We start from the raw sequence: 22,448 nt of genomic DNA on the forward strand, positions 1-22,448 counted from the left end.
TCAGCCGAGGGTGGCGACCAGGTCGCGGCAGGCCTGCTCGCAGCGCCGGCAGGACTCCGCGCAGACCCGGCAGTGCTCGTGCATCCCGGAGTGGGAGGCGCACTCGTCGCCGCAGGCGCGGCAGGCGGCGGCGCACGCCTCGAGGACGGTGCGGGTGAGGTTCGCGTCGTACCCGGTGTGCCGGGACAGCACCCGCCCGGTGGCCTCGCAGACGTCGGCGCAGTCCAGGTTCGTGCGGATGCACTTCCGGAGCTCGGCGACCATCTCCTCGGACAGGCAGGCGTCGGCGCACGCGGTGCACGCCTGCGCGCACTCGACGCACGCCTCGATGCAGGCGGTCAGCCGTTCGCGGTCGATGCCGCCGAGGTCGGCCGGGTAGGTGTCGAGCATCTGGGCGGCGGCGGTCACGTCGGTCTCCGTTCCCTGCGTCGGGCCGGGGCGGCGGGCGCCGTCCCGGGCGGCGGGTCCCGGCGCGCCGTCCGGTCGAGCCGGGCGACGACGAGCGCGTGCGGGAGCGTGAGCGCCGCCAGGACCGGCAGGGCGGTGGCCAGGGACCCGCGCCAGCCTCCCGCGGCCGGCCACAGCAGCGCCAGCACCGCGAGCACCGCGACGGTGGGCAGCGCCGCGGCGGCGGCGAACCGGCGCAGCGGGGCGCCGAGCCGGCCGCGGGCCAGGTCGTCCGCGTCCGCCGGGTCCGCGGCGACGAGGCGGGCGACGTGGCGGACGGCGTGCCAGCAGCCGAACCACGCGCCGAAGGCCGCGAACGGCGGGACGACGAGGACGAGCACCAGCAGGGCGGCGACCTCGGCGGCCTCCAGCCACCGCCCGGCCAGCAGCCGCTCCGCGGCCAGCGCGGCGGCCGCCGGGAGCACCGTGACCAGCACCGTCGCCACGACGGCGGCCGGCAGGACGCCGCTGCTCCCGGGCACGACCGCGGCCACGACCGGCGCCGCCTCGTGCGCCCCGCGCGCCAGGGGGACGAGCAGCACCAGCGCGCCCAGCACCGCCGACGCCGTCGCCTGCCGGTGCACCGGGCGGCCCGCCCGCAGGTCGGCGAAGGCGGTCTCCCCGGTGCCGAAGTGCCAGGTCGCCACGAGCACGAAGACCAGCAGCCCCGGCCCCGGCGCCGCCCGGAACAGCAGCCACCCGGCGGCGGCCACGGCGGCGTAGCCGAGCGCGACCAGCGCCGGCCGCGGCAGCCGGGAGCCGGGCACCAGGTGGTCGACCGCCCCGTGCGGGAGGCCCAGCAGCAGGCCCGCCACCAGCGGCAGCCAGGCCAGGTCCCCCCAGCCGACGGTGACCTCGACGGCCACCACTGCCGCCACCGCGGTCAGCGAGACGGCGGTGGCGGCCCGCGCGGGAGCCGCGAGCGGTCCGGCGGGCGACGGCACGGTCAGGTCCGGTCGGCCGTCCGGGCGCCCCCGTACCGGCCGGCGGAGACCCGGCTGCCGGGGTCCCGCTCGGGCAGGTGCTCGACCTCGTGGTGCTCGTGCGGGTAGGCCGGGTGCGTGGCGAACACCGGGGCGTCGTCGACGGTGTTGTCCTCGAAGCGGGTGCTGCGGTGCTCGGCCTGCGTGCCCGGCAGCACGGCCTCGCTCTGGTGCACGTTGCTCACCCACACCGACTCCGGGTGGGTGTCGACGCCGGCGGCGACGTCCTCGGCGGTGCGCAGCTTGGCCACCTTGTGCACCAGCACGCCGAAGCCGACCTTGGCCAGCACGTCGGCGGCGGAGTAGGCCACCTGCATGCCGGTGAGCCAGGCGGGCGTGACGTCGACGAACACCGGGACGGCGTAGACCAGCGGGTAGACGCCGAACGTCGCCAGCAGCACGATCGCCGCGTTGCGCAGGCTGGTCCCGGCCTCGACGCTCATCGAGCCGGTCGAGGCGCGGACGGCGCCGATCAGCGCGACGTACAGGTAGGCGTAGAAGACGGTGCTGATGCAGCCCCACAGCACCAGCGCGCCGACGTCGCGGCCCTGGGCCAGCACCTGGCTGCCCAGGAACCCGGTGAGGATCATGAGGAAGGCCGCGGCCATCGTGGTGAACCGCAGGGTGCGCGCCCGGGCCCCGGTGAGCGAGCAGACGGCCAGCAGCTCCGCGGTCAGCAGCGGGACGGTCACCGACCAGTCGGCGTAGCGCGGGTACAGCGTCGCGCGCGCCTCCGCGTTGGGGACGAGGACGCCGTCCCGCAGGTCGAAGCCGGTGTCCCACTCGAGGTACAGCACCAGGTACGACAGCGCGGCGACGCCGGCGATGCACAGGCCGGCGACCACGGCGGGGCGGTAGCGGGCACCGACCTCGTCCCGGCTGGTCCACGAGTAGAGGAGGTAGGCGACCAGGGCGAGGCCCGCGCCGGCGATCGAGTAGGTGACCAGGTCGTACAGGCCGAGCGGCATGGTCTGCAGCTCGGGGGTGGGCGTGTCGGACACGTCTGCGGGACCTCCGGGGAGCCGGGGGCTGCGGGGCCGCGGCTCGACCCGCGGCGGGGTTACCCCCCGTCATCCGGCCGAACCGGTCGGTGCCCCGTCCGGCAGGCCGTTTGACGGCACCGGCCCGCGGAGATGGCCCCTGCGGACCGACCGGCACCGACGAGAGGACCTCGCATGGCGCGCATCGACCGGATCGCCGAGCCGTGGGGGACGAGGACGCCGTACGGGCCGGGGGAGACCTGGCCGGTGCGGGTGGACACCCACCTCGCCGACGGCCTGACCGAGGACGACGTCGACCGCTGGGTGCCCTCGGCGGCGGTCCTGCACAGCAACGGGGACGGCCTGGACATCGCGGTCAAGGACGGCCGCGTCGTCGGCGTCCGCGGCCGTGCCGAGGACCGGGTCAACCACGGCCGGCTCGACCCGAAGGACCTGTTCGGCTGGCAGGCCAACTCCTCACCCGAGCGGCTGACCCGGCCGCTGGTCCGGCGGGACGGCGAGCTGGTCGAGACCGACTGGGACACCGCGATGGACGCCGTCGTGCGCCGGTGCCGGGACCTGCTCGACGAGCAGGGCGCCAGCGCGATCGGCTTCTACACGTCCGGCCAGCTGTTCCTCGAGGAGTACTACACGCTCGGGCTCATCGCCCACGGCGGCATCGGCACCAACCACGTCGACGGCAACACCCGGCTGTGCACCGCCACCGCCGCGGCGGCGCTCAAGGAGACCTTCGCCTGCGACGGCCAGCCCGGCTCCTACACCGACGTGGACCACGCCGACGTCATCGCGCTGTTCGGGCACAACGTCGCCGAGACCCAGACCGTGCTGTGGGCCCGGATCCTCGACCGGCTGGCCGGCCCCCACCCGCCGGCGATCGTGTGCGTCGACCCGCGGGAGACGCCGGTGGCCCGCGCGGCGACCGTGCACCTGGCGCCGCGGCCGGGCACCAACGTCGTGCTGATGAACGCGCTGCTGCACGAGGTCATCGCCCGCGGGTGGGTCGACCGGGACTACGTCGAGGCGCACACCGTCGGGTTCGACGAGCTGGCGGAGCGGGTCCGCGACTACCCGCCCGAGGTGGCCGAGCAGGTGTGCGACGTCCCGGCCGCGCGGATCCGGGAGGCCGCCCGCGTCCTCGGCACGGCCGAGCGGCTGCTGTCCACCGTCCTGCAGGGCTTCTACCAGTCGCACCAGGCCACCGCGGCCGCCGTGCAGGTCAACAACCTCAACCTGGTCCGGGGCATGCTCGGCAGACCCGGCTGCGGGATCCTGCAGATGAACGGCCAGCCCACCGCGGAGAACACCCGCGAGGCCGGGGCGGACGGCGACCTCGCCGGCTTCCGCAACTGGTCCGACGACGCCCAGGTCGCCGACCTGGCCCGGGTCTGGAACCTCGACCCGTTCGACATCCCCTCCTACTCGCCGCCGACGCACGCGATGCAGGTGTTCCGGCACGCCGAGGAGGGGTCGCTGCGGTTCCTGTGGGTGCAGGCGACCAACCCCGCGGTGTCGCTGCCCGAGCTGGGGCGGATCCGCTCGATCCTGGCCCAGGAGCGGCTGTTCCTCGTCGTGCAGGACGCCTTCCTGACCGAGACCGCGCAGCTGGCCGACGTCGTCCTGCCCGCGGCCCTGTGGGGCGAGAAGACCGGCACGTTCACCAACGCCGACCGGACCGTGCACCTGTCGGAGAAGGCGGTCGAGCCGCCGGGGGAGGCCCGGCCCGACCTGGACGTCCTCGTCGACTTCGCCCGCCGGCTGGACCTGCGGGACAAGGACGGCGCCCCGCTGGTGAAGTGGGACGACCCCGAGGGCGCCTTCGAGGGCTGGAAGGAGTGCTCCCGCGGCCGGCCCTGCGACTACAGCGGCCTGTCCTACGCGAAGCTGCGCGAACGCAACGGCATCCAGTGGCCGGTCACCGAGGACGCGCCCGAGGGCACCGAGCGGCTCTACGCCGACGGCCGGTTCTCCGCGCACCCCGAGTACTGCGAGAGCTACGGCCGTGACATGGTCACCGGCGCCCCGCTCGACGAGACCGAGTACCGCGCGCTCAACCCCGAGGGGAAGGCGGTGCTCAAGGCGGCCGAGTACGTCCCGCCCCACGAGCTGCCCGACCAGGAGCACCCGTTCCAGCTGGTCACCGGCCGGACCCTCTACCAGTTCCACACCCGCACCAAGACCGGCCGGGCGCCGCAGCTGCGGGCCGCCGCGCCGGAGGTCTGGGTGGAGATGTCGGCCTCCGACGCCGCCGACCGCGGCTGGGGCGAGGGCGACCTGCTCGAGGTGTCCACCCCGCGCGGCCGGGTCGAGGCGCGGCTGCGGGTGAGCGGCATCCGGCCGGGGGTGCTGTTCCTGCCGTTCCACTACGGGTACTGGGACCGGGCCGGCGGAGAGGAGCCGGACCGGGCCGCCAACGAGCTCACCCCGACCGACTGGGACCCGGTGTCCAAGCAGCCGATCTTCAAGACGGCGGCCGCCGCGGTGACCCGGCTGGCCGCCTCCGACGGCACGCCGGCCCCGGCGCCGACCACCACCGGCTCGCGGCCGGTCGCGGCGGACGTGCCGCCCACCCGCGGCGGCGACGCGGCGCTCGTGGAGGAGCGGGAGGGGGTCCGGTGAAGCTGGGACTGGCGATCGAGGAGCTGCACCGGTCCGAGACCGGGCTGGCGCGCACGCTGCTCGCCGTCTCGGACCGGCACGCCTCCGACCACGAGGTCTTCCACGTCGCCCGGGACGTCGCCGCCTGGTCGCAGCGGCACGTCACCGAGCTGGCACGGGTCGGCCGCGACTTCGGCGTCGACCTCGACCCGGAGCCGCCGGGCGACCCGGGGGTCCTGGAGACGCTCCGGCAGACGACGGCCGACCTGCTGCGGCGCCGGTCGGAGCCGGGGCTGCTGCTGCTCGCCGACCTGCGGCACGTCCACCGCGAGGCGGCCGGGGTCTCGCTGGACTGGGAGCTGCTCGCCCAGGCCGCGCAGGGAGCCCGGCGGCGGGAGCTGTTCGAGCTGGCCCGGCGCTGCCACCCCGACACCCTGCGGCAGATGCGGTGGGCGAACGCCAAGCTCAAGGAGTCCGCGACCCAGGCCCTGGTCAGTTGACGCGCCGGTCGCGCCCTGCCCCGCGGGGCGGGGCGGGGCACGACCCGCCCGGACCCGGCGGCGCGTCGGCGCGTCGCCCGGCGGGTCGCGCGGACCGACTTGTCGCGGAACCGGGACGGCGGGATCCTGCGGTCACCGCCGCGGACGCCGGGCTCCCGGGCTGTGCGGCGCGGTCCAGGGGAGGGCCGCCATGGGCTGGGCGATCGCCAGCGTCGTCGGGTTCGTCGTGCTGACCGCGCTGGTCACCGCGATGGCACGGAGCAACACCGCCCGCTGGGAGCGGGACCACCGCGCGGCCCAGGCCGCGGCGCGCGCGCACGCGGCGGCGGCGCGCAGCGCCTGGACGGCGGCCCTCCGCCGGGCCCGGCCCGAGCCGCCGGAGGAGCCGCGCCACGGCTCCCTGCACCTGCCGCACGTGCGGCTGCCGGCCGGCCTGGTGGACCGGCTGCCGCACCCGCAGGACTGGCTGCCGCGGCACCTGCCGCACCTGCACCTGCCGGTGCTGCGCCTGCCGGGGCGCGTCCGGGACGAGCGGGAGCCGGAGGAGCCGCCGCGCGCCGGCGCCTCCTAGACCGCCACCTCCCGGCCCGGCGCCCCCCGGCCCGGCGCCTCCCGGCCCGGCGCCCCCCGGCCCGGCGCCTCCCGGCCCGGGGCGGGGAGGGGCAGCTGCTCGAAGCCGGGCAGCCAGGGTGCCGCGGCGGTCCGCTCCGCGCGCCGCGCGGCCCGGCCCGCCCGGCGGGCGGCCGCCTCCCGCTCGGCGGTGCGCCGCGCGTGCCGGGCGCGGGCCTCGGCCAGTCCGGGCACGTCCAGCCCGCCGGCGGTCAGCCGGCAGGAGGCCAGCCGCACCCAGCGGACGGCGGCGCCGGCGTCCCGGACGCCGACCATCAGGCCGCGGTCGTGCCGGCGCACCACGAGCGCGGCGCCGCGCACCCGCGCCTCGGCGGCCGCGGACACCTCGGCGTCGGGGCCGTGCAGCCAGGTGACCCGCCCGTCCGCGCGCCGCAGCGCGTCGTCCCGCTCCCGCCAGGCGTCGTCGGCCAGCGGGGCGAGCTGGACCTCGAGGACGCCCGCTCCGGGGACGACGACGTGCAGGCCAGGGTGCCCGCCCGGGTCGGGCGCCCGCACCACCCGGGCCTCGTGGCCCTGGCCGGTGAGCCACGCGGTCAGGGGGCGGCGGTAGCGCAGCGCGTCGTAGGCGGGGCCGGCCGCGGCGCCGTGCCGGGCGAACGCGCAGGCCGCGGACCCCCCGTGCCGGAACGCGGGCCGCGGCCCGTGCGCGACCTCGAGCCGGCCGCCGCAGCCGCCGGCCTCGCGGGCGCACCAGAAGCCGCCGCGGGCCTGCTGCTCGAGGCGCCACGCGTCGTCGTCGTCGCGGGGCAGCTCGACGGCCGCGGTGCCGTCCGGCCCGTCGGTGACCGCCCAGCGCAGCTCGCCCGTCACGGCGCCGACGCTAGGCCCGGGGTCCGACGGTTCAACGGGCGATCGAGCGGAACAGGTCCACCAGGCGGTCGGCGTGGGCGTCGAAGACGTGCCGCTCCCGCGCGGCCACGGCGGCGGCGTGCCCGGCCCGCGTCCCGAGCTCCTCGTGCAGCGCGGCGGCGACGTCGTCGGCGGAGCGGTAGAACAGCCCCGTCCCGTCGGCGCGCAGCACCCGCTCCACGGCGACCAGCGAGCCGGGGTTGGCCTGCTGCAGCAGCGGCAGCCCCGCGGCCAGCAGCACCGGCAGCCGGGCGGGGGAGTTGAGGTCGTCCCAGCTCGCCCGCCGCAGGTCGCCGCCGTTGGCCGAGTCGAAGCGGTGCAGCCACCCGGCGTCGTGGCGGGACAGCTCGCGCACCCAGTCCTCCGGCCCGACGGCGGGGTGCACGTGCACGAAGCCCGGCGCGCGGGCCAGCGCCTCGTCCAGCCAGCCGGTCCACGACCCCGTCGCGCCCGGCGCCCGCACCTGCCCGTACAGGTGGGTGTGCACGCCGCGGTCGGCCAGCGCCAGCACCCAGTCCAGGTCCAGCCCCGAGGGACGGCCGGCGAGGACGGTGTGCGGCTGCCCGTCGGCGTCGGAGAGCCGGGGCGAGAACGGCGCGTCGAGCCGGTCGCGCTTGGGCAGGTCGCCGTCGAGGACGCCGAGCCGCGCGGGGTCGACCCGGCCGGCCAGCGCGAGGGCGAACCAGTCGCGCTCCTCCTCGGTGGCGAACAGGCAGGCGTCGGCGCCGCAGACCAGGTCGGCCAGCAGCGGCCACTCCCCGCGCACGATGCTGCGCTGCGGCGCCTCCTTGAAGTGCCACACGAACGGCAGGTCGGGGAACGCCTGCCGCACGGCGTGCGCGAACGGCACCGCCCGCCAGTTCAGCTGCGCCCACACGACGTCGGGGGCGAGCGCGCGCACCCCGTCCCGCCAGCGGTCGCGGTCGAGGTCGGCGACGTGCCCGAACGGCAGCGGCCCCACGGTGGAGTCGCCGAGGCCGTCGGGGGTCCACAGACCGGTCAGGGAGTGGCCGCGCTCGGCCAGCGCCAGCACCCGCTCGGGGTTGAACGCGAGCTCGCCGACCACCAGCACGCGCAGCCCGTCCGGCGACGGCGGGTACGAGCGCTCGCGGAACCGCGCGTACCGGGCGACCTCGTCGGTCTCCCCGCCGTCGGTGGAGGCGAACCGCAGCGGCCCGGCGACCCGGTAGCGGCCGCGGAACACGTTGAGGCCGCCGTCGGAGGACTCGCGGATCGCGCGTGACCGCTGGCCCGGGTGCCGCGTCCACGCGCAGGTGACCCGGCCGGTACCGGTCGCCGTCCCGCGGGCGGCCACCCGCGACCACATCAGCCGGTCGAGGTCGTCGGTCTCCAGCTCCGCGCGCTCGGTCCAGCGGTCGCCGGTGCGCCGGTGGGCCACCTGCACCAGCTGCGCGTAGGAGGTGCCCGCCGGCTCGTCGAGGTCGGCGCGGGCCAGCACCACGCCGTCGGTCAGGCACTCGAGCAGGCCGGCGAGGTGCGCGGGGAACCAGACGTCGTCGGCCGGCAGGTACGCGACGACCGGCGCGGTGGTCTCGTCCAGGCCGCGGTTGAGCGCCGCGCCCAGGCCGCGGTTGTCGTCGGTGCGCACCAGCCGCAGCCGGGGGTCGGCGGGGACGGTGACCGGCTCGCGGGAGCCGTCGTCGACGACCACCGCCTCCCACGCCGTCTCCTCCTGGGCGAGCAGCGACTCCAGCGCCCGGGGCAGGAACGCCGCCTGGTCGTGCACGGGGACCAGGACGGCGACCCGCGGCCTCACGCGGCGGGTTCGAGGTCGGAGTCGACGCCGAGCACCCGGTCGTAGACGGCGGCCACCCGCGCCGACAGCGCCGGCCACCCGTACTCGGCCGAGCGGGCGCGGGCGCCGGCGGCCAGCCGGGCGCGCAGCAGGTCGTCGCCGGCCACCCGGTCCAGCGCGGCGGCCAGCGCGTCGGCGTCGCCGGGCGGGACGAGCAGCCCGGTCCGCCCGTCCCGGACCACCTCCGGGATCCCGCCGACGTCGCTGGCGACCACCGGCAGGCCCGCGGCCATCGCCTCGGTGAGCACCGAGCCCATCTCCTCGTACGCCGAGGGCAGCACGAGCACGTCGAGGGAGGCCAGCACCGCGGGCACCCGGGCGTGCTCGACGAACCCGGCCAGCGTGATCCGCCCGGCCGCCGGGCTCTCGGCGGCCAGCCGGTGCACCAGCGCCCGGTCCGGCCCGTCGCCGACGACGACCAGCGACGCCTCCTCCCGCATCCGCCCGAACGCGCGCACCAGCGTGGCGGGGTCCTTCTGCGGCGCGAGCCGGCCGACGTAGCCGATCCGCGGCCGCGCCACCCCGGGGAACACGTCCGGGGCGCCGCCGGAGAACAGCGCCGGGTCGAAGCCGGAGGGGATGGTGGACAGCCGCTCGTCCGGCACGCCGTCCGCGCGCAGGGCCGCCGCGGTCCGCCCGGTGAGGACGACGACGGCGTCGGCGCGGCGGAACGTGCTGCGCTCGATCCAGCCGCCGAGCGCCCGCAGCAGCCGCACCCGCGGCCCGCGGCCGGTGAGCGTGTGCCCGACGCTGCAGTGCACGGTGACCACCAGCGGGGCGCGGTGCACCCGGGCGGCCAGCCGGGCCAGCGGCAGCGTGGCGAGGTCCTCGCCCTGGTGGGCGTGCACGACGTCGACCGGCGCCCGCCGGCCCGCGCGCAGCACCGCCGGCAGCCCGGACAGCGCCCACAGCTGCCGCAGCCGCGGCACCGGCAGCCCGGTGCGGGAGACCCGGGTGCCGCGGCCCAGCGGCGTCGTCCCGCGCGGGCCGGCCAGCCGCGCGGTCACCACCGTCTGCGTGACACCGGCGGCGTCGAGGCACCGGGTGAGCGTGGCCGTGTGGTTCTGCATCCCGCCGATCGGGTCGAACCGCGCCGCGCGGGCGTCCAGTTCCCCGGGCAGCGACCCCGGCGCCGTGGCCGGCCGGGCCGCCGGCGGTTCGAACACGCTGCACAGGCGCAGCACGTGCAGGGCGGCAGCGGGACGGGACACGCAGGGGACCTCCGGCGTCGGGGGCAGGACTCGTAGTGCACCACGAAGCGGCGGCACCCGTCGGTTGGGCGTTATGGAGTTGCCCTGCCGGGGCAGTGGGCGCTGGTGACCGCGCCCCTCGCCGACCCCGCCGTCCGACGCCTGGCCCTGGTCCGGCTGCGGGTGGGCCTGGGCGACCTGCTGTGCACCGTCCCCGCGCTCCGCCGGCTGCGCGCCGCCCGGCCCGACGTCGAGGTCACGCTGGTGACCTTCGGCCGCATGGCGCCGGTGGTCGAGCGCCTCGGCGTCCCCGTCGCGCTGCTGCCGTTCCCCGGCGCCGACGGCGTCCCCGACGGCCCGGTCGACCGCGCGGGGTGGGCGGGGTTCACCGCCGCGGCGCGGGAGCGCGGGTTCGACCTCGCGCTGCAGGCCTACGGCGACCGGCCGGCCGCCAACCGGGTGGCCGCGGCCCTCGGCGCCCGGCTCACCGGCGGGTTCGCGCCCACCGGCTGGGACCCGCCGCCGGGCACGGAGGCGCTGCACCTGCGCTACCCGCTGCACCTGCACGAGGCGGCGCGGCACGTCGCGCTGCTCGAGCACCTCGGCCTGCCGGCCGGCGGGGACGCCCGCATGGGCTTCCCGGTCACCGCCGACGACGAGGCGGAGCACGCCGCCACCCTCGCCGCCGCCGGGCTGGAGCCGGGGCGCTACGCCGTCCTGCACCCGGGGGCGTCCGCGCCCACCCGCCGCTGGCCGGTCGAGCGCTACGCCGCGGTCGGCGACGCGCTGGCCGCCGAGGGGCTCGACGTCGTCGTCACCGGGGTGGCCGGCGAGCGGGAGATCTCCACCCGGGTGGCCGCGGCGATGCGCGCCCCCGCGGTCGACCTGACCGGCGCCACCAGCCTCGGCGGGCTGGCCGCGCTGCTGCGCGACAGCGCGGTGCTGGTCGGCAACGACACCGGCTCCGCGCACCTGGCCGCGGCCGTCGGTGCCCGCAGCGTCACCGTCTTCCTGCCCGGCGACCCGGTCCGGTGGGCGCACCCCGGCCCCCGGCACCGCGCGCTGACCCCGACGGTGGCGTGCGCGCCGTGCCCGCACCTGGCCTGCCCGATCGAGTTCCGCTGCGCGCTGACCGTCTCGCCGTCGGCGGTGGCCGGTGCCGCGCTCGAGCTGGCCGCCTCGTGAGGGTCTCGTTCGTCGCCGACTCCAGCGGGTGGGGCGGCGCGGAGGTGTGGCTGACGCACCACCTGCGCCGCGCGGCCGCCAACGGCTGGACGGCGTCCCTGGTGTGCGCCGAGCCGGTGGCGGCCGGCTTCGCGCACCTCGACGTCGAGCGCACCGTCGTCCCGCTGACCCGGCACACCGCCGCGGCGCCGCACACGCGGGCGGCGCTGGCCGCCCAGCGCCCCGACGTCGTGGTGGTCGACCTCGTCGACCCCGCGTCCAACGCCGCCGCGGTGGCCGCCGCGCAGCAGGTGGCGCCCACCGCCGGCGTGCTGCACCTGGTCGGCGACACCCGCGGCGGGGAGGAGCGCGCCGTGCTGTCCGCCCTCTACCGGCGGATGGGCGCGGTGATCAGCCCCTCGGAGGAGGGCCGCGCGCAGGTGGTGACCGACCTCGGCGTCGACCCGGCGCGGGCGCACGTCGTGCCCAACGGCGTCGACGTGCCGCCCGACCCCGCCGGCCCGGCCGGCAACGCGGTGCCGCGGATCGGGGCGCTCGGCCGGTTGACCGCGCAGAAGGGCTTCGACGTCCTGCTCGCCGCGCTGCGCCGGCTCGACGTGCCGTTCGAGGCGGTGATCGGCGGCGCCGGCCGCGACGGGGAGGCCCTGCGCGCCGCGGCCGACGGCCTGCCGGTCGCGTTCCCGGGCTGGGTGGACGACTCCCGCGCCTTCCTCGCCGGGGTGGACCTGTTCGTGGTGTCCTCGCGGGTGGAGGCGGGACCGCTGGTGCTGCTGGAGGCGATGGCCGAGGGGCTGCCGTGCGTGAGCACCGACGTCGGCCGGGTGCGGCACGCGCTGCGGGAGGACGTCGTCGTCGTGCCGGTCGAGGACGCCGGCGCGCTGGCCGCGGCGCTGCGCGGCCTGCTGACCGACCCGGCGCGGCGGGCCGCCCTCGGCGCGCGGGCCCGGGCGCGGGCGGAGCGGGACCTCGGCGCCGACCTCATGGCGGAGCGGACCTTCCGGGTGCTCTCCGGCGTGGCGGACGGGGAGCCGGGTACCGCCGCCCCATGAGCAAGAAGACCGATCCCGACGCCCAGCGCGCCGCCGCCCGCGAGGCCAAGAAGGAGGGGCTCTCGCCCAGCGAGGCGGGTGCCACCACCGGTGCCTCCAAGCAGATCCGCACCGTCCGGCACTCCGACGACCGCCACGAGCACTCCAGCGCCCAGGGGAAGAGCAAGACCTGACCGCGGTGGTCCGGGGACGGCAGCGGCCTCCGTCGCGCGCCGCCGTCCCCGGACCGGTCTAGGAGGCGGCCCCGCCGGTGCTGGGCAGCCCGGCGGCCACCCACGCGCGGTGCCCGCCGATCACGTCGCTCGCCCGCGCCAGGCCGAGCGAGCGGAGGGCGTCGGCGGCCAGGCTGGAGGTGTAGCCCTCCTGGCACAGCACGACGACGTCGACGTCGTACCCGGTGGCCTGCGGCACCCGGGCGTCGCTCTCCGGGTCGAACCGCCACTCCAGGTGGTTGCGCTCGACGACGAGCGCGCCGGGCACCTCGCCGTCGGCCTCGCGCTGCGACTGCGGGCGGATGTCGACGAGCACCGCGCCGTCGGCGACCCGCCGCGCCGCCTCCTCCGGCGTCACCCGCGTGATGCGCGAGCGCGCCTCCTCCAGCAGCTGGTCGACGCTCTTCGCGCCGGGCGGACGGCCGGTCACCAGTCGACGCCCGCCTTCTCGGTGCCGGTGGTCAGCAGGGTGCCGTGCTCGAGGCGGTAGCCGGTCATCCGGGACAGGCGCGGGGTGTACGCGTGCACGCTCACGGCGGGCACTGTCCCGCGGTTGGTCACCCGGTGCACGTGGTGGGGCCCGAACGGCCGCACCCGGCCGGCCCACAGCTCGGTGGCCGCCTCGCGCACGGCGCCGGGGCGCCCGCCGACGACGTCCTCGGTGAGCACCCCGCCGACGACGGCGAAGGCGCCCGCCGAGCCCCCGTGGTCGTGCAGCGGGGTGCCCTGGCCCGGCAGCCAGGTCAGCAGCCACACCTGGGCGTCGGCGAGGTCGGCGTGCAGCGAGGGGTCGACCAGGCCGGCGGCGTCGTCGGCGGGCAGCAGGCCGGTCCAGCGGCTGCCCGCGCGGTACTCGACGCGGGGCAGCCACTCGTCGGCGACGGCGAGCAGCGCGGCGGCCAGGGCGGCGGCGGAGGTGGTGCGGGCGGTGGTGGTGCGGGCGGTGGTGGTGCGGGCGGTGGTGGTGCGGGCGGTGGTGGTGCGGGCGGTGGTGGTGCGGGCGGTGGTGGTGCGGGCGGTGGCGGTGCGCGGGGTGAGGTCGGCAGGGGACAGCAGGGGCGTCACGGGGTTCTCCTGAGCAGGGCGCACCGGGGCCCGGTCGGGGGCGGCGCGGAGGAAGGGGGGGTCGGGCGCTCAGGCGACCGGACACAGCGCGCTGGCCACCCGCAGCAGGTCCACGGCGGACCGGCGGGTGAGCGTCAGGGCGGGTGCCACGACGACCATCCGACCCCGCCCGCCAAATCCTGTCAAGTCCATCGGTCTGGTAGGGATTACCGCGTGTCGAGGACGCGGCCGGACCGGTCAGGCAGGGAGGACGACGGTGCGGAGCTCGTGGGCGCCGTCGGCGCGGGTGGCCTCGTAGAACCAGCGCGCCCCGCCGCCGGGCAACGGGACGACGTCGGCGTAGCGCAGCCCGTGCGGCGGGTGCGGGCTCTGCAGGTACGGCCCGCCGGCGGCGGCGCGGAAGCCGAGCTCGCCGTCGTGTTCCGCATCGTGTTCGGCGAGGCCGGTCCGCTCCTCCCAGTTCTCCTCCGCGGTGGCCCGGCCGTCGTAGAGCGCCCAGGTGCGCGAGCCGTCGAGCACCACCGCGGTGAACCGCACGCCGCGCGCGTCCCAGCTGCCCTCGGTGCCGGCGAGGGCGGTGCCGCGCCAGGTCCAGGTGACGCCGTCGGGGCTGGTGGCGTGCTCGGTGGTCATGCGGTCGGTGGCCTCGGGGTCGTCGAGCGGGTGCACCGAGGCCCACAGGTGCCACCGGTCGCCGTCCCAGCGGACCACCGGGTCCTTGGGCGCGGTGGCGGCGTCGCCGGGCAGCACCGTGCGGGGCTCGGCGGTGGCCAGCCCCTCGACGGTGTCGGCCTCCAGCAGGTCGACCCGCCAGTGCTTCGTGCCCGGCGTCGCGCAGCTGACGTAGAGCCGCCAGCGCCCGCCGGGGGTGTGCACCAGCGCCGGCCGCTCCAGCGACTCCGCGCCGAAGCGCTCCTTGCCGATCGCGAGCACCGGCTCGAAGCGCACGCCGTCGTCGGAGCGGGCCACCACGTTGCCGAAGCCGCGGCCCTCGCCGACCGGGCGGCGCAGCCGGTAGGCCAGCCACCACGTGCCGTCGACGAGCTGGGCCGACGGGCCGCCGGCCCACGAGCCCGGGCGGGGGTCCTCGGGCTCGACGACGACCTCGGCGTCGGACCAGAAGCGGTCGGGCGCCGGCGGGCGGGGCGCGGACGCGGTCACGCGGCGGCTCCGTTCGGGGGAGGGGACAGGCCTCCCCGTGTGTACACCGCGGGCCGCCGCGGGCAGGGAGGGGACCGATGAGCACCGACGCCGACCGGCTGCCGCAGTTCGTGCTGGCCGGGGCGCCGAAGGCCGGGACGACGGCGCTGCACGCCGCGCTGGCCACCCACCCGGGGCTGTACCTGTCCCCGGTCAAGGAGCCGAAGTACTACCTGACCGACGGCGGCCCGCCCCCGCGCAGCGGCCAGCGCGGCCCGGGCGACGCGCACAGCGCGCGGGAGTGGGTCTGGCGCCGCGCGGACTACCTGCGGCTGTTCGACGGCGCCCCGCCCGGGACGGTCCGCGGCGAGAGCACGCCGTTCTACCTGTACGACCGCGCCGCGCACCGCCGGCTGGCCGCCGACGTCCCGGGGGTCCGCGTCGTCGCGATCGTGCGGGACCCGGTGGACCGCGCCTGGTCGAACTGGGTGCACCTGCGCGCCGACGGGCTGGAGCCCGAGGCCGACTTCGCCACCGCCGTGGAGCGCGAGGAGTCCCGGGCCGCCGCCGGCTGGGCGCCGTTCTGGCACTACCGCGGGCTCGGCCGCTACGGCGAGCAGCTGCGGGACCTGTACTCCGTCCTGCCGCGGGAGCAGGTGCTCCTGCTGCGGTACCGGCAGCTGGTCGACTCCCCGCGCGAGACGCTGGACCGGGTCAGCGCGTTCCTCGGCGTCGAGCCGGGGGTGGCGCACACGGTGGCGCCGGAGAACGTGAAGCCGTACGTGGCCGACACCGCGGTACCGGGCGCTGGCCCGGGTCACCCGGGCCGGTGCGGCGCTCGGCGCGTACGCCCCGCCGCACGTGTGGCGGCAGGTGTCCCGGCCGCTGCTGGCCGCGCTGCACGCGCAGAGGGCATCGCGGCCGCCGATGCCGGTGGAGGTGCGGCGCGAGGTCCTGGCACCGCTGCTGCCCGACGTCGCGCTGCTCGAGGAGCTCACCGGCGAGTCCTTCGACGACTGGCGCAGCGACACCGGCCGCGGCGACTTCCGCTCCCGCCGTCCCTGAGTCAGCGGTGCACGCGGTAGGTCAGGTGCGTGCACACCGGCGAGACCTCGACGGCGACCCGGGCCAGCCGGTGGCGGCCGACGCCGGCGAACAGCGGCGTGCCCGCGCCGAGCACCTCGGGCGCCACGTGCAGGCGCAGCTCGTCCAGCAGCCCGTCGCGCAGGCAGGAGCCGACCAGCGCGCCGCCGCCCATGACGAAGACGTCGCGGTCGCCGGCCGCCTCACTCGCCCGGTCCACGGCGGCCTCCGGGCCCGCGGTCACGAAGGTGAAGTCGTGCGTGGTGGCGAGGCGGTGCTGCTCCGGCGGGCTGCTGGTGACGACGAAGAAGGGCGGCCGGGCGTCGACGGCGGCCCCGTAGCCCATCCCGTCGGTCCACCCCCGGTCGACGTCGTCGAAGGTGCGCCGGCCCATGACGACGGCGCCGCTCGCGGCGGCGTGCCGCTCCAGGACGCCGCGGTCGACGGGGTGGTCACTCTGCAGTGCCCAGACGTGGAGGGCCTCGACGCTCTCACCGGAGCCGCTGACGAAGCCGTCGAGGGAGACGGTGATGTCGCCGATGACGAGGGTCATGTACAGACGACCCCAGAGGTGTCGCCGACTCATCGGCACGGTGCCGTCAAGGGGTCCACCGGATCTGTGGACACGCGTCTGAGCTGCGGATTCGCGTCGCGCGGGCGTCTCTGATCGACTATTCTTCGATCATGTGTTCGGGTGGGCTGGGCGGCGGGGACGTGCTCGACGACGTCGCCGCGCTGATCGCCGAGCGCAACCGGATCGACGCCCGGCTGGCCCGCGCGGTGCGCGCCGCGGAGCTGACCCAGGCGCCGGAGCGCGACGGCCTGACGTCGATGGCCTCCTGGCTGCGCGGGCACTGCCGGCTCTCCGATGCCGCCGCCTCCCGGCTGGTGCGCACCGGGCGGGCGCTGGAGCACCTGCCCGCCCTCGCCGAGGCCCACGACGCCGGACTGGTCACCGCCGAGCAGGTGGCCAGGGCTGCTGAGGCGGTGACCCCGGCGCGGCTGGCCTCCGCTGTCGAGCAGGGCGTGGACCTGACCGTGGTCGACGCGGTGTTCACCGGGGTGGCGGTCGAGCAGTCGTGCAAGGACTTCGCCCAGGTGGTGCAGCACTACCTCGACGACCTCGGCCCCGACGGCTCGGAGCCCGACCCCACCGAGGGGCGGTCGTTGACGCTGGCCCGGCACGCCGACGGGTCGCTGTCCTTCCGCGGCCACCTCGACCCCGTGGGCGGGGAGAGGCTGCAGACCGCACTCGAGGCGCACGTGCAGGCCGACCGCCCGGCCGGGGACGGGCGCACCCGCGCCCAGCGGCTGGGCGACGCGCTGGTGCAGGTCGCCGACAACGCCCTCGCCGCCGGGTCGCTGCCCCCGCTGCGCGGCCACAGGCCGCAGGTCGCCGTCGTCATCGACGTGGAGGACCTGGTCGACCCGCACGGGCGTCCCAACGCCGGGCGGATGGGCTTCGGCGCCACCATCTCCGCCGCGAGAGCCCGCTGGCTGGCCTGCGACGGCGCCGTCTCCCGGGTGGTGTTCGGCCCCGACGGCGCACCGCTGGACCTCGGCCGGGAGCAGCGGGTGATGAGCCGGCACATCCGCAAGGCGGCCGAGCTGCGCGACGGCGGGTGCGTGTTCACCGGCTGCGGCGCACCGACCTGGTGGTGCGACGTCCACCACCTGGTCCACTGGATCGACGGCGGCGACACCAGCCTCGACAACGCAGCCCTGCTGTGCGAACGCCACCACACCAAGGTCCACCACGGCTTCCGGGTCGAGCGACGACCGACCGGCACCTGGCGCACCTACCGGCCCGACGGCACCGAGATCACCACCCCGGCACCCCTGCTCGCCCCCGCGGCGTGAGCGCCCGCGGGCGTGCGGGTGCACTGGACGTGGTCGTGCAACCGTGGTTGCATCGGCGCCGTGACGGCGACCGGCGAGTGGGTGCTGCTGTCCTACCGCCTGCCGCGCGAGCCCTCCGGCCCGCGGACGACGCTGTGGCGCCGGTTGCGCCGGCTCGGCGTCGCGCAGCTGGCCGACGGCGTGGTGGCCCTGCCGGCCGACGCCCGCACCCGGGAGGCGCTCGAGTGGCTCGCCGACGACGTCCTGGCCGCCGGCGGCAGCGCCGGCATCTGGACCGCGCACCCGGCGACCGCCGCGCAGGAGCGGGAGCTGGCCGCGGGCATGGCCGCCGCCCGCGCGGAGGAGTACCGCGAGCTGGCCGCGCAGTGCACCGCGGCGATCGGGGAACCGCCGGCCGAGCGCACCCGCGCGCTGCGGCGGCTGCGGGGGGAGTGGCGTGCCGTCGGGAGGCGGGACTTCTTCCCCCCGCCCGAGCGGGACGTCGCCGGCGCCGCGCTGCGCGCCCTGGCGACCGCGGCCGGCGAACCGGTCGCGGCCGGGCGAGGGGGCCGCTCGTGAGGTGGGCGACCCGCGCCGGGATCCACGTCGACCGCGCCGCCTGCGCCTGGCTCATCCGCCGCTTCGTCGACCCGGACGCCGAGTTCGTCTTCGTCGCCGACCCCGCCGACGTCCCGGCCGACGTCACCCCGTTCGACATGCGCGGGGTCCCGCTGGGCCACGTCGGCGGCGACTGCTCGTTCGAGACGATCCTGCGCGTCCACGGGCTCGACGACCCCGTGCTGGAGCGGATCGGCGAGATCGTGCACGAGGCCGACCTGGACGACGGCCGCTTCGACGCCCCGGAGGCGCCGGGGCTCGACGTCCTGCTGCGCGGGCTGTCGATGACCGGCGACGACGAGCGGACCCTCGCCGTCTCCGGCCCGCTGTTCGACGGCCTCTACGAGTACACCCGACGCCGCCTGCTGCTCGGCCGTGAACCGGCCTGACCCGACGGAGCCCGCGATGACCGAGCCGACCCCCGCCGGGCCGACGGCGGCCCCCGCCACGGCGTACCCGTCCTTCCGCGAGGCGGTGCGCGCCTGGTTCCTCGTCTCGCTGCAGACCTTCGGCGGCCCGGCCGGCCAGATCGCGGTCATGCAGCGGGAGCTGGTCGACGAGCGCCGGTGGATCGGCCAGCGCCGGTTCCTGCACGCGCTGAACTACTGCACCCTGCTGCCCGGCCCGGAGGCCCAGCAGCTGGCCACCTACGTCGGCTGGCTGCTGCACGGCACCCGCGGCGGCCTCGTCGCCGGCGGCCTGTTCGTGCTGCCCGGCGTGCTCGCGCTCCTGGTGCTCTCGGCGGTCTACGTCGCCTTCGGCAGCACCACCGCGATCACCGCCGTCTTCACCGGTCTGGCCGCCGCGGTGCTGGCGATCGTGGTCCAGGCGGTCATCCGCGTCGGGAAGAAGGCGCTGGACAGCCGCGCCCTGGTCGTCCTGGCGGTCGCGGCGTTCCTCGCGCTCGCCCTCTTCGGCGTGCCGTTCCCGGTCGTCGTCGCCCTCGCCGGGCTCGCCGGCTGGGCCCTGGGCCGCTGGCGGCCGTCGGCGCTGCCGCGGAGGAAGGCGGCCGAGGGGCCCGACGCCGGGCCGCCGCCGGTCGTCTCCGACGACGTCCTGCACCACGAGGCGCCCAGCGCGCGGCGCACCGTGCGGGTGCTGCTGGCCGGGCTGGTCGTCTGGGGGCTGCCCGTCGCGGCGGTCGCCGTGCTGACCGGCGGGGGCAGCGTCCTCACCCAGCAGGGGCTGTTCTTCTCCGGCGCCGCGGTGGTCACCTTCGGCGGCGCCTACGCGGTCCTGGCCTACGTCGCCCAGCAGGCGGTCGAGGTCTACGGCTGGCTGACCCCGCGCGAGATGGTGCGCGGGCTGGCGCTGGCCGAGACCACGCCCGGGCCGCTGATCATGGTGGTCCAGTTCGTCGCGTTCCTCGGCGCGTACCGGGCGTCCGGGGACCTGGACCCGTGGGTGGCGGCCGTCCTCGCCTCGCTGCTGGTCACCTGGGTCACCTTCGTGCCCAGCTTCCTGTTCGTGCTGCTCGGCGCCCCCTACATGGAGCGGCTGCGCGGCAACCGGTCGCTGTCGGCGGCGCTCACCGGCATCACCGCCGCCGTCGTGGGGGTCATCGCGAACCTCGGGGTCTACTTCGCCGTCCACACGCTGTTCTCGGGGACCTCCGGGGTCGACGCCGGGCCGCTGGCGCTCGAGCTGCCCGACCCCACGACCCTGCGGTGGGTGCCGCTGGTGATCGCCGTCGTCGCGGCGGTGCTGCTCTTCCGCGTGCGGTGGTCGGTGCTGCGCACCCTCGGCGTGTGCGCCGTGCTCGGCTTGGTCGCCGGGCTGGCCGGGCTGCCGGTCGGGTGAGCGTGAGCGGGGCGGGGACGGGTAGGGGCTCTCCCCGGGACGGCGTGCAGCCCCGCGCGCCGACGAGGGAGGGACCGACATGGCCATCGCCACCACCAACCCGGCCACCGGCGAGACGCTCAAGACCTACGAGCCGCTGTCGGACGAGGCCCTCGACGAGAGGATCGGCCGCGCCGCGGCCGCCTTCCGCAGCTACCGCATGACCAGTCCCGAGGAGCGGGCCGGCTGGCTGCGCGCGGCCGCCGACGTCCTCGACGGCGACGCCGACCAGGTCGCCGAGCTCATGGTCACCGAGATGGGCAAGACCCTGGCCGCGGCCGAGGCCGAGGTCGCCAAGTGCGCCAAGGCGCTGCGGTACTACGCCGAGAACGGCCCGGCGATGCTCGAGCCGCAGCCCGCCGACGCCGGCGCCGTCGGGGCCGAGCAGGCCTACCTGGTCCACCAGCCGATCGGCGTCGTGCTGGCGATCATGCCGTGGAACTTCCCGCTCTGGCAGGCGATGCGCTTCGCCGCCCCGGCGCTCATGGCCGGCAACGTGGGGCTGCTCAAGCACGCCAGCAACGTGCCGCAGACCGCGCTGTACATGGAGGAGCTGTTCCGCAAGGCCGGCTTCCCCGCCGACGTCTTCCAGACCCTGCTGATCGGCTCCTCGACCATCGAGCGGGTCCTGCGCGACGACCGCGTCGCCGCCGCCACCCTCACCGGCAGCGCCCCCGCCGGGCAGTCGGTGGCCTCGATCGCCGGGGACGTCCTGAAGAAGACGGTGCTCGAGCTCGGGGGCAGCGACCCGTTCATCGTCATGCCCTCGGCCGACCTCGACCGCGCCGCCGAGGTGGCGGTCACCGCGCGCTGCCAGAACAACGGGCAGAGCTGCATCGCGGCCAAGCGGTTCTTCGTGCACGCCGACGTCGCCGAGGAGTTCACCCGGCTGTTCGGCGAGAAGATGGCCGCCCTGGTCGTCGGCGACCCGATGGACGACGGCACCCAGGTCGGCCCGCTGGCCACCGAGTCCGGCCGCGAGGACGTCGAGCGGTACGTGCAGGACGCCGTCGACAAGGGCGCGACCGTCGTCGTCGGCGGGAAGCGGCCCGACCGCCCCGGCTGGTTCTACGAGCCGACGCTGCTCACCGGCATCACGCCGGAGATGGACCTCTACGCCGAGGAGGTCTTCGGCCCGGTCGCCGCGCTGTGGACCGTCGACGGTCTCGAGGAGGCCATCGAGATCGCCAACAGCCACCCCTACGGACTCGGCGCCAACCTGTGGAGCGAGGACGAGGAGGAGCGGGCCACCTTCATCCGCGACGTCGAGAGCGGCATGGCGTTCGTCAACGGGATGGTCACCAGCTACCCCGAGCTGCCCTTCGGCGGGGTCAAGCAGAGCGGCTACGGCCGCGAGCTCACCGAGCTCGGCATGTACGAGTTCACCAACGCCAAGACGGTGTGGATCGGCCCGCCCAGCAGCGAGCAGGCGCAGGGGGACACGGCCAGCGCGTCGGAGTGACCCCGGCGTGGCGCGGGTAGCCGCCCGGACGTCCGCCCCCTCAGCAGCGGGGACCCGGGTGGACGGTCCACACGGGTGCGCGGCACCCGGACGGGAGCACTCGTGACGACGACCACCAGCCCGGACAACCGCTTCCTCACCCAGGCGGTGCACGACCTCGGCACCGCCCTGTGGTTCGGCGGCTCGGTGATGGGCATCGCCGGCGTGAACAAGTCCGGCGCCGACCTGACGGCGGGCATCGACAAGGTCCGGGTGGCGAGCTCGGCCTGGGGCCGGTTCGCGCCGGCGCAGTGGGGCGGGATCGCGGCCACCCTCGTGACCGGGCTGCAGCTGACCCGGTCGAACAGCCAGCGGCTGGCCCTGCAGCAGGGTTACGGGACGGTGGGGACGCTCAAGGCCGCGCTCACCGTCGCCGGCGCCGGCGCCACCGCCTACGCGGCGTACACCGGCCAGAAGATCGGCCGGCTCGCCGAGCAGGCCGCCTCCGACGGCGGCCTCGAGGTCAAGGACGCCACGCTGCCGTCGGCCGGGACGCCGCCGGAGATCCGGAAGTGGCAGGCCCGGCAGCGGGTCGCGCAGGCGGCCGTCCCGGCCCTGGCCGGCGCGGTGATCACCTGCAACGCCTGGCTGGTGCAGTCCTACCGGGTGGGCGCGACGGTCCGGGGCGTCCTCGGGCGGCTGCTCCCGCGCTGAGACCGCGCCGGTCCCGGGCCGGCCCCCGCGCCCGGCGGGGCCCGGCCCCCCCGGCCCCCCCCCCCGCGCCCCCCCCCCCCCCCCCCCGCCACCCCCCGCCCCCCCGCGGCCCCGACGATCGCCGTCGCCGGGGTGCGCGAGATCGCCTGGCTGGTCGCGCCGGTGCTCCTGGTGCTGGTCGTCGTCGTGGCGCTCATGCCGGTGCAGCGCTGGCTGCTGCGCCACCACGTGCCGCGCTGGGCGGCGGCCGGC

The 22,448-nt window shown here is 77.2% G+C and carries 24 protein-coding genes; 13 read left to right on the forward strand and 11 right to left on the reverse strand.

The genetic code is table 11. From position 1 onward, the window contains the following. From ACI8AK_RS07835 to ACI8AK_RS07845, 3 genes are read right to left on the reverse strand one after another with little or no spacing between them, the layout of a single operon-like run. Window positions 1–408 carry a four-helix bundle copper-binding protein gene (locus ACI8AK_RS07835; protein WP_456949677.1) on the reverse strand — a complete coding sequence of 136 codons (408 nt, stop codon included), beginning with the start codon at window positions 406–408 and terminating at the stop codon, window positions 1–3. After that, window positions 405–1,391, reverse strand: a complete 987-nt coding sequence (locus ACI8AK_RS07840) for a beta-carotene 15,15'-dioxygenase, Brp/Blh family (RefSeq protein WP_456955743.1) — start codon at window positions 1,389–1,391, stop codon at window positions 405–407. The genes ACI8AK_RS07835 and ACI8AK_RS07840 overlap by 4 nt, the downstream gene beginning before the upstream one ends. A gap of 2 nt (window positions 1,392–1,393) precedes the next feature. Further along, complete coding sequence (locus ACI8AK_RS07845; RefSeq protein ID WP_456955745.1) at window positions 1,394–2,431, reverse strand: bacteriorhodopsin; 1,038 nt, start codon at window positions 2,429–2,431, stop codon at window positions 1,394–1,396. 174 nt (window positions 2,432–2,605) lie between these two features. On the opposite strand from ACI8AK_RS07845, the gene ACI8AK_RS07850 reads away from it, so the two are divergent. The 3 genes from ACI8AK_RS07850 (at window position 2,606) to ACI8AK_RS07860 (ending at window position 6,097) form a co-directional block, all read left to right on the forward strand. After that, entirely contained in the window at window positions 2,606–5,047 is a 2,442-nt protein-coding gene (locus ACI8AK_RS07850; RefSeq protein WP_456955747.1) for a molybdopterin oxidoreductase family protein, read from the forward strand. Next, window positions 5,044–5,526, forward strand: a complete 483-nt coding sequence (locus tag ACI8AK_RS07855) for a hypothetical protein (RefSeq protein WP_387990053.1) — start codon at window positions 5,044–5,046, stop codon at window positions 5,524–5,526. Before ACI8AK_RS07850 ends, ACI8AK_RS07855 begins: the two co-directional genes overlap by 4 nt. Window positions 5,527–5,716: 190 nt before the next feature. Further along, the gene (locus tag ACI8AK_RS07860; protein ID WP_387990056.1) at window positions 5,717–6,097 is read left to right on the forward strand and encodes a hypothetical protein; all 381 of its coding nucleotides are present in this window, start codon (window positions 5,717–5,719) and stop codon (window positions 6,095–6,097) included. Here the strand turns inward: ACI8AK_RS07860 and ACI8AK_RS07865 are convergent. Genes ACI8AK_RS07865 through ACI8AK_RS07875 form a run of 3 tightly spaced genes read right to left on the reverse strand, consistent with a single transcriptional unit; the run spans window position 6,094 to window position 10,032 of the window. Next, window positions 6,094–6,966, reverse strand: a complete 873-nt coding sequence (locus tag ACI8AK_RS07865; RefSeq protein WP_456955749.1) for a hypothetical protein — start codon at window positions 6,964–6,966, stop codon at window positions 6,094–6,096. The two genes, ACI8AK_RS07860 and ACI8AK_RS07865, sit on opposite strands and share 4 nt — an antisense overlap. A gap of 31 nt (window positions 6,967–6,997) precedes the next feature. After that, window positions 6,998–8,782 (reverse strand): glycosyltransferase, encoded by a 1,785-nt coding sequence (locus tag ACI8AK_RS07870; RefSeq protein ID WP_456903061.1) that lies wholly within the window; start codon window positions 8,780–8,782, stop codon window positions 6,998–7,000. After that, a complete protein-coding gene (locus tag ACI8AK_RS07875; protein WP_456955751.1) occupies window positions 8,779–10,032 on the reverse strand; it encodes a glycosyltransferase in 1,254 nt (417 codons plus the stop codon). Before ACI8AK_RS07875 ends, ACI8AK_RS07870 begins: the two co-directional genes overlap by 4 nt. A gap of 105 nt (window positions 10,033–10,137) precedes the next feature. Here ACI8AK_RS07875 and ACI8AK_RS07880 point away from each other — a divergent pair, with 105 nt between their 5' ends. The 3 genes from ACI8AK_RS07880 to ACI8AK_RS07890 are packed head-to-tail and all read left to right on the forward strand — an operon-like array spanning window position 10,138 to window position 12,418. Then, complete coding sequence (locus tag ACI8AK_RS07880; protein ID WP_387993739.1) at window positions 10,138–11,196, forward strand: glycosyltransferase family 9 protein; 1,059 nt, start codon at window positions 10,138–10,140, stop codon at window positions 11,194–11,196. Then, window positions 11,193–12,245, forward strand: coding sequence for a glycosyltransferase (locus tag ACI8AK_RS07885; protein ID WP_387993742.1), 1,053 nt, complete (start codon window positions 11,193–11,195; stop codon window positions 12,243–12,245). Before ACI8AK_RS07880 ends, ACI8AK_RS07885 begins: the two co-directional genes overlap by 4 nt. Beyond that, window positions 12,242–12,418 (forward strand): hypothetical protein, encoded by a 177-nt coding sequence (locus ACI8AK_RS07890; RefSeq protein WP_387993745.1) that lies wholly within the window; start codon window positions 12,242–12,244, stop codon window positions 12,416–12,418. The genes ACI8AK_RS07885 and ACI8AK_RS07890 overlap by 4 nt, the downstream gene beginning before the upstream one ends. Window positions 12,419–12,476: 58 nt before the next feature. Here ACI8AK_RS07890 and ACI8AK_RS07895 read toward each other — a convergent pair whose 3' ends face one another. The 4 genes from ACI8AK_RS07895 to ACI8AK_RS07910 form a co-directional block, all read right to left on the reverse strand. After that, window positions 12,477–12,887 (reverse strand): rhodanese-like domain-containing protein, encoded by a 411-nt coding sequence (locus tag ACI8AK_RS07895; protein ID WP_387993747.1) that lies wholly within the window; start codon window positions 12,885–12,887, stop codon window positions 12,477–12,479. Continuing rightward, window positions 12,884–13,522 carry a cysteine dioxygenase gene (locus tag ACI8AK_RS07900; RefSeq protein WP_456955753.1) on the reverse strand — a complete coding sequence of 213 codons (639 nt, stop codon included), beginning with the start codon at window positions 13,520–13,522 and terminating at the stop codon, window positions 12,884–12,886. Before ACI8AK_RS07900 ends, ACI8AK_RS07895 begins: the two co-directional genes overlap by 4 nt. A 69-nt stretch (window positions 13,523–13,591) precedes the next feature. Further along, window positions 13,592–13,681 (reverse strand): putative leader peptide, encoded by a 90-nt coding sequence (locus ACI8AK_RS07905; RefSeq protein ID WP_387993752.1) that lies wholly within the window; start codon window positions 13,679–13,681, stop codon window positions 13,592–13,594. 78 nt (window positions 13,682–13,759) lie between these two features. Beyond that, entirely contained in the window at window positions 13,760–14,683 is a 924-nt protein-coding gene (locus ACI8AK_RS07910) for a hypothetical protein (protein ID WP_456955755.1), read from the reverse strand. Window positions 14,684–14,760: 77 nt separating this feature from the next. Between ACI8AK_RS07910 and ACI8AK_RS07915 the strand changes: the two genes are divergently transcribed. Next, a complete protein-coding gene (locus ACI8AK_RS07915; RefSeq protein ID WP_456955757.1) occupies window positions 14,761–15,747 on the forward strand; it encodes a sulfotransferase family protein in 987 nt (328 codons plus the stop codon). Here the strand turns inward: ACI8AK_RS07915 and ACI8AK_RS07920 are convergent. After that, complete coding sequence (locus ACI8AK_RS07920; RefSeq protein WP_456955759.1) at window positions 15,729–16,298, reverse strand: dihydrofolate reductase family protein; 570 nt, start codon at window positions 16,296–16,298, stop codon at window positions 15,729–15,731. The two genes, ACI8AK_RS07915 and ACI8AK_RS07920, sit on opposite strands and share 19 nt — an antisense overlap. Window positions 16,299–16,429: 131 nt before the next feature. On the opposite strand from ACI8AK_RS07920, the gene ACI8AK_RS07925 reads away from it, so the two are divergent. The 6 genes from ACI8AK_RS07925 (at window position 16,430) to ACI8AK_RS07950 (ending at window position 22,196) form a co-directional block, all read left to right on the forward strand. Further along, window positions 16,430–17,605 carry a DUF222 domain-containing protein gene (locus ACI8AK_RS07925; protein WP_456955761.1) on the forward strand — a complete coding sequence of 392 codons (1,176 nt, stop codon included), beginning with the start codon at window positions 16,430–16,432 and terminating at the stop codon, window positions 17,603–17,605. A 60-nt stretch (window positions 17,606–17,665) separates the two neighbouring features. Then, window positions 17,666–18,163, forward strand: a complete 498-nt coding sequence (locus ACI8AK_RS07930; RefSeq protein ID WP_387993766.1) for a Chromate resistance protein ChrB — start codon at window positions 17,666–17,668, stop codon at window positions 18,161–18,163. Beyond that, entirely contained in the window at window positions 18,160–18,591 is a 432-nt protein-coding gene (locus ACI8AK_RS07935) for a chromate resistance protein ChrB domain-containing protein (protein ID WP_456955763.1), read from the forward strand. Before ACI8AK_RS07930 ends, ACI8AK_RS07935 begins: the two co-directional genes overlap by 4 nt. 16 nt (window positions 18,592–18,607) lie before the next feature. Continuing rightward, entirely contained in the window at window positions 18,608–20,002 is a 1,395-nt protein-coding gene (gene chrA, locus ACI8AK_RS07940; protein ID WP_456955765.1) for a chromate efflux transporter, read from the forward strand. 79 nt (window positions 20,003–20,081) lie between these two features. Continuing rightward, entirely contained in the window at window positions 20,082–21,503 is a 1,422-nt protein-coding gene (locus ACI8AK_RS07945; protein ID WP_456955766.1) for an NADP-dependent succinic semialdehyde dehydrogenase, read from the forward strand. Between the two features lie 102 nt (window positions 21,504–21,605). Next, window positions 21,606–22,196, forward strand: a complete 591-nt coding sequence (locus tag ACI8AK_RS07950) for a hypothetical protein (RefSeq protein ID WP_387993778.1) — start codon at window positions 21,606–21,608, stop codon at window positions 22,194–22,196. Window positions 22,197–22,448 lie beyond the last annotated feature (252 nt).

The sequence above is a fragment of the Geodermatophilus sp. SYSU D00867 genome (assembly GCF_054050315.1).